The organism is Amycolatopsis sp. NPDC003731 (genome assembly GCF_053586895.1).
Window position 1 is genome coordinate 1 of the sequence record NZ_JBSFNC010000211.1, and the last position, 12,666, is coordinate 12,666.

Annotated in this window: 13 protein-coding genes, 1 tRNA gene and 1 other RNA gene; 6 read left to right on the forward strand and 9 right to left on the reverse strand. The window is 69.2% G+C overall.

All coding sequences use genetic code 11. The features are described 5' to 3' along the window. Window positions 1-348: 348 nt before the first annotated feature. Window positions 349-716: a transfer-messenger RNA gene (ssrA, locus tag ACWDN5_RS43445) on the reverse strand. A gap of 153 nt (window positions 717-869) precedes the next feature. Between ssrA and ACWDN5_RS43450 the strand changes: the two genes are divergently transcribed. From ACWDN5_RS43450 to ACWDN5_RS43470, 5 genes are all read left to right on the forward strand, one after another. Then, complete coding sequence (locus ACWDN5_RS43450) at window positions 870-1,544, forward strand: sensor domain-containing protein (RefSeq protein WP_449680379.1); 675 nt, start codon at window positions 870-872, stop codon at window positions 1,542-1,544. Further along, the gene (locus tag ACWDN5_RS43455; RefSeq protein ID WP_449680380.1) at window positions 1,541-2,674 is read left to right on the forward strand and encodes a sensor histidine kinase; all 1,134 of its coding nucleotides are present in this window, start codon (window positions 1,541-1,543) and stop codon (window positions 2,672-2,674) included. Before ACWDN5_RS43450 ends, ACWDN5_RS43455 begins: the two co-directional genes overlap by 4 nt. Before the next feature lie 39 nt (window positions 2,675-2,713). Then, a complete protein-coding gene (locus ACWDN5_RS43460) occupies window positions 2,714-3,355 on the forward strand; it encodes a response regulator transcription factor (protein WP_191315430.1) in 642 nt (213 codons plus the stop codon). A 118-nt stretch (window positions 3,356-3,473) separates the two neighbouring features. Further along, the gene (locus tag ACWDN5_RS43465; RefSeq protein WP_310975793.1) at window positions 3,474-3,698 is read left to right on the forward strand and encodes a hypothetical protein; all 225 of its coding nucleotides are present in this window, start codon (window positions 3,474-3,476) and stop codon (window positions 3,696-3,698) included. Between the two features lie 94 nt (window positions 3,699-3,792). Beyond that, complete coding sequence (locus ACWDN5_RS43470; protein WP_449680381.1) at window positions 3,793-5,097, forward strand: acyltransferase family protein; 1,305 nt, start codon at window positions 3,793-3,795, stop codon at window positions 5,095-5,097. Here ACWDN5_RS43470 and ACWDN5_RS43475 read toward each other — a convergent pair. The 8 genes from ACWDN5_RS43475 to ACWDN5_RS43510 all read right to left on the reverse strand — a co-directional run bounded on the left by ACWDN5_RS43475 (window position 5,087) and on the right by ACWDN5_RS43510 (window position 11,050). Beyond that, window positions 5,087-5,983, reverse strand: a complete 897-nt coding sequence (locus tag ACWDN5_RS43475) for an amidohydrolase family protein (RefSeq protein ID WP_449680382.1) — start codon at window positions 5,981-5,983, stop codon at window positions 5,087-5,089. The genes ACWDN5_RS43470 and ACWDN5_RS43475 overlap by 11 nt on opposite strands. Continuing rightward, window positions 5,980-6,462, reverse strand: coding sequence for an SsrA-binding protein SmpB (gene smpB / locus ACWDN5_RS43480; protein ID WP_003082092.1), 483 nt, complete (start codon window positions 6,460-6,462; stop codon window positions 5,980-5,982). The genes ACWDN5_RS43475 and smpB overlap by 4 nt, the downstream gene beginning before the upstream one ends. Window positions 6,463-6,508: 46 nt before the next feature. Further along, a complete protein-coding gene (gene ftsX, locus ACWDN5_RS43485; RefSeq protein WP_310975790.1) occupies window positions 6,509-7,402 on the reverse strand; it encodes a permease-like cell division protein FtsX in 894 nt (297 codons plus the stop codon). Between the two features lie 60 nt (window positions 7,403-7,462). Next, entirely contained in the window at window positions 7,463-8,152 is a 690-nt protein-coding gene (ftsE, locus tag ACWDN5_RS43490; RefSeq protein ID WP_003082104.1) for a cell division ATP-binding protein FtsE, read from the reverse strand. Window positions 8,153-8,264: 112 nt separating this feature from the next. Continuing rightward, window positions 8,265-9,368 (reverse strand): peptide chain release factor 2, encoded by a 1,104-nt coding sequence (gene prfB / locus ACWDN5_RS43495; RefSeq protein ID WP_310975789.1) that lies wholly within the window; start codon window positions 9,366-9,368, stop codon window positions 8,265-8,267. 63 nt (window positions 9,369-9,431) lie between these two features. Beyond that, window positions 9,432-9,932 carry a PadR family transcriptional regulator gene (locus tag ACWDN5_RS43500; protein ID WP_013223153.1) on the reverse strand — a complete coding sequence of 167 codons (501 nt, stop codon included), beginning with the start codon at window positions 9,930-9,932 and terminating at the stop codon, window positions 9,432-9,434. Between the two features lie 379 nt (window positions 9,933-10,311). Then, window positions 10,312-10,388: transfer RNA gene (locus ACWDN5_RS43505), tRNA-Met, on the reverse strand. 77 nt (window positions 10,389-10,465) lie between these two features. Next, the gene (locus ACWDN5_RS43510) at window positions 10,466-11,050 is read right to left on the reverse strand and encodes a TetR/AcrR family transcriptional regulator C-terminal domain-containing protein (RefSeq protein ID WP_310975788.1); all 585 of its coding nucleotides are present in this window, start codon (window positions 11,048-11,050) and stop codon (window positions 10,466-10,468) included. Window positions 11,051-11,144: 94 nt separating this feature from the next. Between ACWDN5_RS43510 and ACWDN5_RS43515 the strand changes: the two genes are divergently transcribed. Then, window positions 11,145-12,563: an FAD-dependent monooxygenase gene (locus ACWDN5_RS43515; RefSeq protein ID WP_449680383.1), complete on the forward strand. Its 1,419-nt coding sequence runs from the start codon at window positions 11,145-11,147 to the stop codon at window positions 12,561-12,563. The last annotated feature ends 103 nt before the right edge of the window (window positions 12,564-12,666 follow it).

Genomic DNA, 12,666 nt, shown 5'->3' on the forward strand with positions numbered 1-12,666 from the left:
GGTGCCCACCACCCCGAAGCCGCGATTGTCACTACGGACGGTGGTACCGCGTCAAGGCGGGAAAGCGTGCCTTGACCCGGCACCACCGTCCGCGTGCGGGCTTCGGATCGGGGCGGTGGGGGGGGTCTGGGTGGGGTGCGGGTCTGGCTTCAGCGTCTCGTTCGGGCCGTTGAGGTACCCGACCGAGAGGGCACCCCGACTTTGCCGGAGCCCCGAGATCAAGGCGAGCGGCCCCGGGGGTCCAGGGGGCGGAGCCCCCTGGCGGGGGTTTGGGGGTTCGACCCCCAAAAAACACGACAAAACGAAGGAAGGCCCAGCCCCGAAGGGGCGTGGGCCTTCCGCGAAGTGCCGTGGAGGTGCCGGGAATTGAACCCGGGTCCTCTGGCGTCTCGACAGGGCTTCTCCGTGCGCAGTCCGCTACGTCTTTACTTGACTCCCTCAGTCACGCGAACAAGCTGAGGTGACGAGCCCAGCCACTGTTTGCTTCACGACTGTTCCCCGTGGCCGGGACAGCCGCTGAGCCTCCTAGCTGATGCCGGTACCCGGGCCGGAGGCGAACCCGGGCCGACAGAGTCGCACTCGCTCAGGCGGCGAGGGCGAACTCGCGCTGACTGGAGTCGGCGCTTATTGGTTTGCGATGACGCTTACGGTGGTCTCTCGCCTGCACCGGCACGCTTCCCCTGACTCAACGTCCAAAGTCGAAACCGTTCACCCCCTTGTCGGGATCACAACCTGTCCATCATAACGCCCGGCGCGACCGCTTTAGTCCCGGAGGGGTGGGGCCAGCCCTACCGCCGGGATGCCCGCTCGCACCATGTCGCCGGCCTCGCGGAACGTCGATGCTGGTGTCCGTGGGAAGGAGCAGGGTCATGGTGAACGAAAGGCGGGATCCGCCGTTCGGTGGTTCGGTGGTGTTCTTGCTGATGAACCTGCCGCTGGGGGTGCTGGCGTTCGGGTTCCTGACGGCGTTCGTGTCGGCCGGCGCCGGGACCGCCGTGGTGTGGGTCGGGGTGGGCCTGCTCGCCTTGGTCGTGCTCGCCGTGCGGGGGGCCGCCCGGCTGGAGCGGGCGCGGGTCTACGCGCTGCTGGACCGCTACATCGACCTGCCCTACCTGCCGTTGCCGGCCGGCAAGCAGGCCGCGCGGTGGAAGGGGCGGCTGAAGGACCCCTCGACCTGGCGGGACCTCGCCTACTTCGCCCTGCTCTTCCCGGTGGGCCTGGTCGAGTTCGTGCTCGTGACGACGTTCTGGGCGACGAGCCTCGCGCTCGTCTTCCTGCCCGTCTACTTCCGGTGGCTGCCCGGTGGCGAATACCGGTTCCCGAACTCGGAGCTGCCGTGGCTGACCGTGGACACCACGGTGGAGGCGCTACCGTGGGCAGCGCTCGGGGTGTTGTTCGTCGCGTTGTCGGTGGCGTTGACCAGGGCGCTGGCGGGCGTGCACGCCCGGCTGGCGACGGGGCTGCTGGGGCCGACGGTCGCGCAGCGCCGCCGGATGGAGCGCTGGTGGGAAAACGCGGAAGAGAAGAACCTGGTGGCGGGATGAGCGAGGCGCAACAGCTGGAACACCCGCGGCCGCACCCGGCTCGCACGATCCTCTACATGCTGGTCAGCTTCGTCTTCCGGCTCCTGCAGTTCGTGCTGGTCGTGGTCGGCATTTCGGTGGGCGTCTCGACCGCGGTGATCTGGATCGGGTTCCCGATCCTGCTGGCGACGACGAGCTTCGTGCGCTGGTCCGGCGACCGTGAGCGGAGCTGGGCGGGCAAGCTGCTGAACGTGCCGCTGCCCCCGGTGCAGCGGCGGCCGTACGAAGAGGGGCAGCCGCTGCTGCGGCGGTGGATGGTCCGGCTGAGCGACGCGACGACGTGGCGTGACCTGGCGTACCTGATGGCCGCCTTCCCGCTGGCGTGCGCGGAGTTCGCGATCGCGCTGGCGTCGGTCGTGCTGCTGCCGATGGCGATCTGGGTGACGCCGTGGCTCGGCTGGCTGCACGGCGAGCTGGCGCTGGCCCTGCTGGGGCCGAACCGCACGAAGCGGCTGGAGCAGAAGGCCGAGCGGCTGCAGGCGTCGCGGGCCCGCGGGGTCGACGCGGCCGAAGCCGAACGCCGTCGCATCGAGCGTGACCTGCACGACGGCGCACAGCAGCGGTTGGTGGCCGTCGCCATGAGCCTGGGCCGCGCGAAGTCGAAGTTCGACCAGGACCCCCAAGCGGTGCGGGACCTCATCGACGAGGCGCACACGGACGCGAAGCTCGCCGTGTCGGAGCTGCGGGACCTGGCGCGCGGCATCTACCCGGCCGTCCTCGGCGACCGGGGCCTGGACGCGGCGCTGTCGGCGCAGGCGGCGAAGTCGCCGATCCCGGTGGACGTCGCGGTCGACGTCGACCCGCGCCCGCCGGCCGCGGTGGAGACGACGGCGTACTTCATCGTCGGCGAGACGCTGACGAACATCGCGAAGCACTCCGGAGCGACCGAAGCCGGCGTGAAGGTGTGGCGGACCGACGACCACGTCGTCGTCGAGATCACCGACAACGGCCACGGCGGCGCGGAAGTGCGCCCCGGCGGCGGGCTGGCCGGGCTGGCCGACCGCGCCGCGACGATCGACGGCGTGATCACCGTGGTCAGCCCGGTGGGCGGGCCGACCGTGATCCGGGCTGACCTCCCCTGCCAGTGGTGAATATTCTGGACCCCGTTCATCCACGAACCTGGGGGCCGGATGCGGGTAGTCATCGCCGAGGACGCCGTGCTGCTGCGGGCCGGGGTGACCCGCCTGCTCGCCGACGAGGGCATCGAGACGGCCGCGGCCGTCGACAACGGGGACGACCTCCTCGGCGCGGTCAAGGAACACCGTCCTGACCTCGCGATCGTCGACGTCCGCATGCCGCCGACGTTCACCGACGAGGGCCTGCGCGCGGCGCTGGCGGCCCGCAAGGAGATCCCCGGCCTGCCGGTCCTGGTGCTGTCGCAGTACGTCGAGGAGTCGTACGCGGTGGAGCTCCTCTCGGGCGGTGCCGGCGGCGTCGGTTACCTGCTGAAGGAGCGCGTGGCGGACGTCGCGGACTTCCTGGACGCGGTCCGCCGCGTGGCCGGCGGCGGCACGGCGATCGACCCGGACGTGATCGCCCAGCTGATGGCCCGCGGCCGCCGCAACCCCTTGGACGCGCTGACGGCCCGCGAGTCGGAGGTCCTCGGCCTGATGGCGCAGGGCCTGTCCAACACGGCGATCGCGAACTCCCTGGTCGTTTCGCACGGCGCGGTGGAGAAGCACATCGGCAACATCTTCTCGAAACTCGGCCTCGAAGCCAGCGCGGAGGAACACCGGCGCGTGCGTGCGGTGTTGACGTACCTGGGCCGCTGAGCGACGGACGGTGACCGGACCTCCCGTAGGGTGGACAACGAGTCACCCGTTCCGCGGGCGGCACCCCTGTGAGCGCTCACCTACCATGAGCGGACCCGGCGGCGAGAGGAGCGCGCAGATGTCCGATGAGATCCGCTGCGTCCGCTTCTTCGGCGGCCCGCTCGACGGCCGCGTCCAGGAGCTCGGGGACGCCGAGCCGATCCCCGGCACCGTCATCCGGCACATCCACCTGCACGGCGGCCCGAAGATCGAGACCCGCTACGAGCTCGGCCTCACCGAGCACGGCTGGGAGTACCGGGTCGCCGCCACGCAGCACGAACCCGAGCCCGACAACCTGAGGTAGGGGAAACCCCCGCATCCACCGGGGGTGAACAGCACCCCGAACAGGCCGGGCAGCACCGCTGTCTTCCCCGGTCGGACCGGCCAGGCTGAACGGCATGCAAACAGCGGGCCGGGACCGATTCCTCGACGTCGTCCGGGCGGGGGCCATCCTCGCCGTCATCGCCCAGCACTGGATCATGCCGGTGCTCTCCTACTCCGACGGGCACCTCGCCACCGGCAACGCCCTCGCGACGCCGGGCTGGTGGGTCGTCACCTGGCTCAGCCAGGTCATGCCCCTGGTCTTCTTCGCGGGCGGCGCGGCCAACCTGATCTCCTTCCGCCGCGCCGCCTCCACGCGGCAGTGGCTCGGCGGGCGGATCAAGCGCCTGATGGTGCCGGTGCTGCCGTTGATGGCCGTCTGGCTGATCGTGCCGGACTTCCTGCGCGGTCTGGGCGTCCCACCGCAGCCGTTGCAGGTCGGCAGCGCGATCGCCGCGCAGCTGCTGTGGTTCCTGGCCGTGTACGTGCTCGTCGTGCTGCTCACGCCGCTGATGGTCGCCGCGCACCGGCGCTGGGGCCTGAAGGTGCCGCTCGTCATGGGCGCGGCAGGCGTCCTCGTCGACGTCGCGCGCTTCAACGACTTCGGCTACATCGGTTACGCCAACGCGATCTTCGTCTGGGTCGCCGTGCACCAGCTCGGCTTCCACTACGTCGAAGGCCGCCTCGGCTCGCTGACCCGCCGCGGCGCGCTGACGCTGTCCGCCGCCGGGTTCGGCGTGACCGCGCTGATGGTCGCGTTCGGACCGTACCCGGCCAGCATGATCGGCATGCCGGGCGCGCCGGTGTCCAACATGAGCCCGCCCACCGTGCTCCTCGCCTTCCTCGCCGTCGGCCAGATCGGCCTGCTGCTCGCCTTCCGCCCGCAGCTCAACGCCCTCGCGGCGCGCCCCGGCATCGGCGACGCCCTCGGCTGGCTGGGCGCGCGGTTCATGAGCGTCTACCTCTGGCACATGCCGGCGCTGGTCGTCGTGGCCGGCGTGACGGTGTACGGCCTCGGCTACCAGACGCCCGCGCCGGGCACGGTGTTCTGGCTGATCATGGCGCCGGCGTGGTTCGCGGCGTGCGGGATGGTGCTCGCCGGCCTGCTGCGCCTGTTCGCCCACTTCGAGATGCAGCGCGACACCGGCCAAATCACCGCCGGGACGCCGCAGCTGGTCGTGGCGGGCCTGCTGGCGTCCGGCGGCCTGCTCGGCCTGGCGGCGCACGGGTTCGCCCCGCTGTCGGACGGCATCGCCCGTGGCCCGGTGCCCTGGGTGCTCCTCGCGACGGCCGGGTTCCTCCTGGCCGGCAAGCAGCTCCCGGTCGTCGACCTGCTCGGCCGCGCGGTCACCGTAAGCGAGCGGGCCGCGCTCAAGCGCTGAGCAACCGCAGGGGCGTGTCGTGCAGGACCGCCCGCAGGAACGGCTCCCCCAGGCGATCGTCGGCCGCCCAGCCGGCGATCGCCTGCAGCTGCGTCGCGTAGGAGTACGGGATGTTCGGGAAGTCCGTGCCGAGCACGACCCGGTCGGCGACCGAGGCCAGCCGCGCGGTCCAGTCCGGCGGCAGCGGCGACATCGCCTCGGCGAACGGCACCCCGACCATCGTGGTGTCCAGGTGCACCCGCGGGTACTTCGCCATCAGGTCGAACGCCGCGCCGAACTCCGGCATCGCCGCGTGCGCGAGCACCGCCGTCAGGTTCGGGTGCCGCGCCAGCACCTCCCCGAAGACCGACAACCCGGTGAAGTCGCCCCGCAACGGACCGTGTCCACAGTGGACGACGACCGGAACCCCGGCGTCGGCGAGGGCGCCCCACACCGGCTTCAGCAGGTCGTCCCGCGGGTCGTAGGCACCCACCTGCACGTGCGCCTTGAACACCCGGGCGCCGGCGCGCAGCGCACCGTCCACAGAAGACCCGGCGCCGGGCTCGGGGTAGAACGTCCCGGTCGGCACCGCGTCCGGCACCCGCGCGGCGAACTCGAGCGCCCAGTCGGTCAGCCACTGCGCCATCCCCGGCTTGTGCGGGTAGACCAGCGGCGCGAAGCGCGTGACGCCGAGCGACCGCAGCGTCGCCAGACGCTCCTCTTCGGACGTCCGGTAGAACACCGGCCACTCGGTGCCGTAGTGCGTGGCGGCCTGGTCGAAGTACGCCCAGACCTTGTCCATCACCGGCTTCGGCAGGAAGTGGACGTGCAGGTCGACCAGGCCCGGCAAGCCCAGCGACGCCGTCCAGCGCGCGACGTCCGCATCGGTTGCCGGGCCGGGCGTCACTCCGTGAACCGGCCCTTGAGCGCGCGGCCCATCGCCTTCCTGATGTCGCGATCCGCGTCGCGCTTGGCGAGCGCCTGCCGCTTGTCGTAGGCCTTCTTGCCCTGGGCCAGCGCGATCTCGACCTTGACCTTGCCGTCCTTGAAGTACATCGACAGCGGCACCAGCGAGAGCCCGCTCTCCTTGGTCTTGCCGATGAGCTTCTCGATCTCCCGCCGGTGCAGCAGCAGCTTCCGGGTGCGCCGCGGCATGTGGTTGGTCCACGTGCCCTGCGTGTACTCCGGGATGTGCACGTTGCGCAGCCACACTTCGCCGTCGTCGACCGTCGCGAACGCGTCCGCCAGGGACGCCTTGCCCTCGCGCAGGCTCTTGACCTCGGTGCCGACGAGCACGAGACCGCACTCGTAGGTGTCGAGGATGGAGTAATCGTGCCGCGCCTTGCGGTTCGACACGATCACCTTCTGGCCACGTTCCTTGGGCATACGACCACTCTACGTGATTCTCGGAGCGACGAGCAGCTGGTTAAAGCTAGTGCCGGACGTACAGCCGCAGCGTGACGTACCCGGTGATGGCGGAGATCACCACGGACACCCCGAGCAGGATCGGCGCGACCGGGAACAGCAGTTCCAGCATGGTGATCTTCGGGAAGACGTCGCCGGTGAACACCGAGTCGAGGAAGCTCGCCTTGGTCAGCACCAGCATGATGATCCCGAGGACCGCACCGACCACGCCGGCGACCACCGCCTCCAGGAGGAACGGCAGCTGCGTGTACCACCGCGTCGCGCCGACCAGCCGCATGATGCCGACCTCGGTGCGGCGGGTGAACGCGGACACCTGGATCGTGTTGGCGATCAGCAGCAGCGCGGCGATGGCCATGATGAGCGCGGCGCCGAAGGCCATGTTGCGGACCCCGTTGAAGGCGTTGAAGACGCGGTCGAGGAACTTCTTCTGGTCGTCGACCTTCCGCACGCCCGGCTTGTTCGCGTACTCCTGCACGATCGCGTCGCTGCGGTCCGGGTCCTTCAGCTTCACGTGCAGCGACGCGGGCAGCGACTCGGGACCGGTGAGGGCGATCAGCTCCGGCTGGCTCTCGAAGATCTTCTTGAACCGGTCGAAGGCCTGGTCGCGGTTCTCGAACACGACCGACTCGACACCGTTGTTGCTCTGCAGCGACGTCCGCAGCGACTGGCACAGCGCCTGCGTGCAGTTCCGGTCGTTCGCGCTGATGTCGTCGGTGAGGTAGACCGAAACCTCGACGTCGGCGAGGAAGTTGGACTTCATCTTGTCGATCGTCCGGACGGCGAGGAGACCGCCGCCGAGCATGGCGAGCGAGACGGCCGTGGTCAGCATCATCGCGATGGTCATCGTGACGTTCCGGCGCAGGCCGGTGACTACCTCACTGAAGACGAAACTGGCGCGCATGGCGGGTGCAGGTCCTTGGGGTCGGGGTCGTTGAAGGGCTGCGTCGTTACCGGACTGCGGTCAGCGACCGATGCCGTAGACGCCGCGGGCGTCGTCGCGGATCACCCGGCCGAGCTGCAGCTCGACGACTCGGCGCCGCATGGAGTCCACGATGGAGTGATCGTGGGTGGCCATCAGGACCGTGGTGCCGGTGCGGTTGATCCGCTCCAGCAGCAGCATGATGTCCTGGCTGGTGTCGGGGTCCAGGTTGCCCGTCGGCTCGTCGGCGAGCAGCACCAGCGGGCGGTTCACGAACGCGCGCGCGATCGCGACGCGCTGCTGCTCACCACCGGAGAGCTCGTTGGGGAGCCGGTCGGCCTTGCCGTCGAGGCCGACGAGCTCCAGCACCTCGGGGACGACCTTCTTGATGGTCGGGCCCGGCTTGCCGATGACCTCGAGGGCGAACGCGACGTTCTCGGCGACGGTCTTGTTCGCCAGCAGGCGGAAGTCCTGGAAGACGCAGCCGATGGTCTGCCGCAGGCGGGGGACCCGGCGGCGGGCCAGCTTGGCGACGTCGAAGTTGGACACCATCACGCGGCCCTTGCTGGGCGTCTCTTCGCGCAGCAGCAGCCGGAGGAAGGTCGACTTCCCCGATCCCGAGGGACCGATGAGGAAGACGAACTCACCCTTTTCGATGTCGACGGACACCCGCTCGAGCGCGGGCCGCGTCGAGGTCTTGTAGACCTTGGAAACCTCTTCGAGCCGGATCACGATTCGGCATACTACCCACCGGTCTCGTGAAGCCCCGGTTGCCCGGTCCACCCGGGTGGAGCAGCGGGTGTTTGCGTACGGTGAGCGGTCGCGCAAACACCCCCCGCGCCGATCAGACCGTGGTCGTCTGCTTCCGCCAGCGGATGCCGGCGTCGAGGAAACCGTCGATGTCGCCGTCGAGCACCGCGGTCGGGTTGCCGACCTCGAACTCGGTCCGCAGGTCCTTCACCATCTGGTACGGGTGCAGGACGTAGGAGCGCATCTGGTTGCCCCAGCTCGAGCCGCCGTCCTTGAGCGCGTCCATCTCCTTGCGCTCTTCTTCCTTCTTGCGCTGCAGCAGCCGCGACTGGAGGACCTTCATCGCGGCCGCCTTGTTCTGCAGCTGCGACTTCTCGTTCTGGCAGGAGACGACGATGTTCGTCGGGATGTGCGTGATGCGCACCGCACTGTCGGTCGTGTTGACGCTCTGCCCACCGGGGCCCGACGAGCGGTAGACGTCGACCCGGATGTCCTTTTCCGGGATGTCGACGTGGTCGACCTCTTCGACCTCGGGCAGCACCTCGACGTGCGCGAACGACGTCTGGCGGCGGCTCTGGTTGTCGAACGGCGAAATCCGGACGAGCCGGTGGGTGCCCTGCTCGACCGACAGGGTGCCGTAGACGTAGGGGGCGCTCACCTTGAACGTCGCCGACTTGATGCCCGCCTCTTCGGCGTAGGAGATGTCGTAGACGTCGGTCGGGTAGCCGTGGCGCTCCGCCCAGCGCAGGTACATGCGCAGCAGCATCTCGGCGAAGTCGGCCGCGTCGACGCCACCGGCCTCGGAGCGGATGGTGACGACGGCGTTGCGGTCGTCGTACTCGCCCGAGAGCAGGGTGCGGACCTCGAGGCCGTCGATGGACTTGCCGAGGTCGGCGAGCTCGCTCTCGGCCTCGCCCATGCTGCCGGCGTCGCCTTCGGCCTCGGCGAGCTCGTACAGCACGCCGAGGTCGTCGAGCCGCTGGCGCAGGTCGGAGACGCGCCTCAGCTCGCCCTGCCGGTGGGACAGCTGGCTGGTGACCTTCTGGGCCGCCTCCGGGTCGTCCCAGAGGGTGGGGCTCGAGGCCTGCTGCTCCAGGTCGGCCACCTGGGCGCGCAGCGCGTCCAGGTCCATCACCGACTCGATCTGCGTCAGCTTGCCGGTCAGGTCCCGCAGTGCCGCGTCGAACTCATCACTCACGTTTGTCAAGGTTACGGCAAAACCCACGACCGGTTGCGAGGACCGGTCGTGGGCGCGCGAACCTCAGGCCGCGGGGATGGCGTCGAGCAGCTTCAGCGCGGCCTTGGCCTGGGCCTGGGCGAACTCGGCGACGGCCTTCTCGTACGGGCCCTCGGCCGCCTTCGTGGCCGCCCGGGCGTCGTCGAGCTGCTGGCTGTAGCTCGTCCGGGCCGACTCGAGCAGCGACTGGCGCTGCTTCGCGGTCAGCGACCCCGCGTGCACGAGCCGCAGGATGAGCGGGCTGCGCAGGTGGTCGGGGCCGGCCTCGGACGTCAGCCAGGCCTTGAAGGCCTTCTTGCCGGCGGCGGTGATCAGGTACTGCTGGCTGGAGCGCGGGCCCTGCTTGCCGAGCCGGACGAGGCCTTCCTTGGACAGCGCCGGGAGCTCCCGGTACACCTGGCTGCGGGTGACGCTGAAGAAGGCACCGAACCGCTCTCCGGCTCCGGCGACGAGCTGCCCGCCGGTGGCGGGACCGTCGTGGAGCAGACCGAGCAGGGCGGCGGCTGTTGCATTCAATTCGGACACGCCCCCTAGATTCCCACTTATCGGCCGCTGTGTCCACAGTGGTCAGCGGATCTGTCCATTGTGGCTAGACAGATCCCCTCGTTCGGCCCAATGCGACGTGGTCCACTGTGGACGTGAACACGCTCTGCAACCGCTCCCAGGGATTTTTGGTCCAACCAGACGCACCCGGGCCGCCCTGGCACGTCCAGGCAGGTGAGTTCGGCGGGCGGCGATCCCCGGCTTGGCGCACCTCGGACACGCACCGCAACCACCCCCGAGGGGTGTCCACATCGTGGGATCCGCAGTTTTCCGCGCGCCGGACGGAAAAGTCGGCAGTGAAAGCCGATCCGGCATGACAAAAAAGGCACGTTTCCGGATTTCCCGGAAACGTGCCTCTGAGTGGTAGCGGGGACAGGATTTGAACCTGCGACCTCTGGGTTATGAGCCCAGCGAGCTACCGAGCTGCTCCACCCCGCGCCGTTGTGGTACTCGAATAGATTACACGGGGTCGCCAAGGGCTTTGCACCGGGGTCCCGAAACGTCCTGACCTGCCCTTACGTCGTCTCGAGCCACTGGCGGGCTCCACTGAGGACCATGGCCAGCCCGTCCTCGAAGCGCGCGTCGGCGTCCCCGAGAACGGCCTCGCCCGCCGACTCGCGGTAGCGCTCGTCGAACTCCCCGGGCATGGGCCGCACGGCCTGCTCCTCGATCACGTAGCCGATGACGAAGCAGTAGACGGTGAAGGTCGCCCGGCTCGCCCGCCCCTCGTCGAGCCCGGCTTCGATGCTCCGGCGCAGCGGGTGCTCGCCGACCAGGCTCATGTCGCCGAGGTACGTGCCGGCGAACACCTTTCCCCCGTCGCGATAGGCGAGCATCATCCGCCGCAGCGCACGGGCGCTGTGCGCGGCGGCTTCCCACTCCCCCGCCGACGCCGGCGGCCGCCGGTCGGCCACGGAGTCGCGGTACATCTGCGTCGCCATTTCGTCCAGCAGTTCCTGCTTGTTCTTCATGTGCCAGTACAGCGCGGGCGCCTTGACGCCCAGGTCGGCGGCGATCAGCCGGAGCGTGAGGCCGTTCAGCCCGACGTCGTTGAGCAGCTTCAGCCCGGATCGCGCGATGTCTTGCCTGGTCAGGGCCATGTTCCGCAGTCTCCTCGCACTCCCGGCTTGACAGCTTAACGATGTTAAGGGCATTCTCGGGACAGGTCAATTTAACATTGTTAAGGAGCTGGGGATGCAGGAGCTGACCGCAGAGGTGGTGGTGGCCGGCGCGGGCCCGACGGGCCTGATGCTGGCGAACGAGCTGGCGTTGGCCGGAGTGGACGTCCAGGTGCTCGAGCGGATGCACGAGCGGACGGGGCTGTCGAAGGCGCTGAACCTCCAGCCGAGAACGGCGGAAGTGCTGGATCTGCGCGGGTTGCTGGGCCGGGCGGAGGACCGCTCGTTCGCGACTGTCGCAGACGGACACTTCGCGGTGCTCCCGGTGAGCTACGCGGGCTGGGACACCCGTCACCCGTACCAGCTGGGCATCCCGCAGGCGGAGGTCGAGGCGGCGCTGGAGGAGCGCCTGAACGAACTGGGTGTCCGGGTGCGGCGGGGCCACGAGCTGACCGGCTTCGTCCAGGACGCCGACGGTGTCACGATCACGGCGGACGACCTGCGCGTCCGGGCGAAGTACCTGGTGGGCTGCGACGGCGGTCGCAGCACGGTGCGCAAGGCGCTGAACCTGCGGTTCGAGGGCATCGAAGGGCAGGGCCACGGCGTGGCGGCGGACGTCCTGTTCGAGAAGACGCCTCCGGGGGCGCCGACGCGGTGGCGCTCGATGACGAACATGGTGACGTCGCAGAGCCCGGGGAAGTTCGTCGGCGTGATCCCCTTGGGCGAGCCGAACCTGTACCGCATCAGCTTCGGAGACCGGCTGAACCGCCCGGAAAACCTCCGGGCCCCGGTGACTCCCGAGGAAGTGCGCGAGGCGGTCGCGGAGCGCTTCGGCCCGGAGGCGGAGATCGCCGAAATCCGCTGGGCATCCCGTTTCTCGGACGACAGCCGCCTGGCCGCGACGTACAAGGTGGGCCGAGTCCTGCTGGCGGGCGACGCGGCTCACATCCACTTCCCGGCCGGGGGGCAGGGCCTCAATCTGGGGATCCAGGACGCGATGAACCTGGGCTGGAAACTGGCGGCCGAGCTCCGCAACCGAGCCGCACCGGGTCTCCTGGAAACTTACGAAACGGAACGCCGCAAGGTGGCCCAAGACGTCCTGCAGAACGTGGCGGCCCAGAACGCCTTGATCCCCACAAACCCGAACCAACTGGCCCTGAGAGCCCTTTTCCGAGACCTGACCGGACTCCCGGAGGTCCAGCACCACCTGTCAGGAATGATCTCGGGCCTCAACATCCGCTACCCGGCAACGGAAACCCACCCGGCGACAGGAACCCGCCTCCCCGACCTCCCCCTGGAGGAAGGCCACGCAAGCGACTTATTCCACAAAGGAAACTGGGTCCTGCTGACAAAAACCCCAACACCAACCCCCCACACAGAGGTACTCGTAGCAGAGGTAACCAACCTCCCCTGGCCCGACCTGGAAAAAATCTTGATCCGCCCAGACGGCTACATAGCAAACACAACAGGGGAAACAGAAGCCTGGCTCAAGTAACAACCCAGCCAACCGCAGGGGGGTCCAGGGGCGGCGAAGCCCCCTAGGACGACGCATCCCACGGGTGGATCAACATGGCCCGAGTATCACCACCGCAATTGGC

Excerpts from the sequence above, each read along its gene's own strand:
- ACWDN5_RS43450 (WP_449680379.1), top strand. The coding sequence starts at position 870 with ATGGTGAACGAAAGGCGGGATCCGCCGTTCGGTGGTTCGGTGGTGTTC.
- ACWDN5_RS43515 (WP_449680383.1), top strand. The coding sequence starts at position 11,145 with ATGCAGGAGCTGACCGCAGAGGTGGTGGTGGCCGGCGCGGGCCCGACG.
- ACWDN5_RS43460 (WP_191315430.1), top strand. The coding sequence starts at position 2,714 with ATGCGGGTAGTCATCGCCGAGGACGCCGTGCTGCTGCGGGCCGGGGTG.
- ACWDN5_RS43465 (WP_310975793.1), top strand. The coding sequence starts at position 3,474 with ATGTCCGATGAGATCCGCTGCGTCCGCTTCTTCGGCGGCCCGCTCGAC.
- ACWDN5_RS43470 (WP_449680381.1), top strand. The coding sequence starts at position 3,793 with ATGCAAACAGCGGGCCGGGACCGATTCCTCGACGTCGTCCGGGCGGGG.
- ftsX (WP_310975790.1), bottom strand. The coding sequence starts at position 7,402 with ATGCGCGCCAGTTTCGTCTTCAGTGAGGTAGTCACCGGCCTGCGCCGG.
- smpB (WP_003082092.1), bottom strand. The coding sequence starts at position 6,462 with ATGCCCAAGGAACGTGGCCAGAAGGTGATCGTGTCGAACCGCAAGGCG.
- ACWDN5_RS43510 (WP_310975788.1), bottom strand. The coding sequence starts at position 11,050 with ATGGCCCTGACCAGGCAAGACATCGCGCGATCCGGGCTGAAGCTGCTC.
- ACWDN5_RS43455 (WP_449680380.1), top strand. The coding sequence starts at position 1,541 with ATGAGCGAGGCGCAACAGCTGGAACACCCGCGGCCGCACCCGGCTCGC.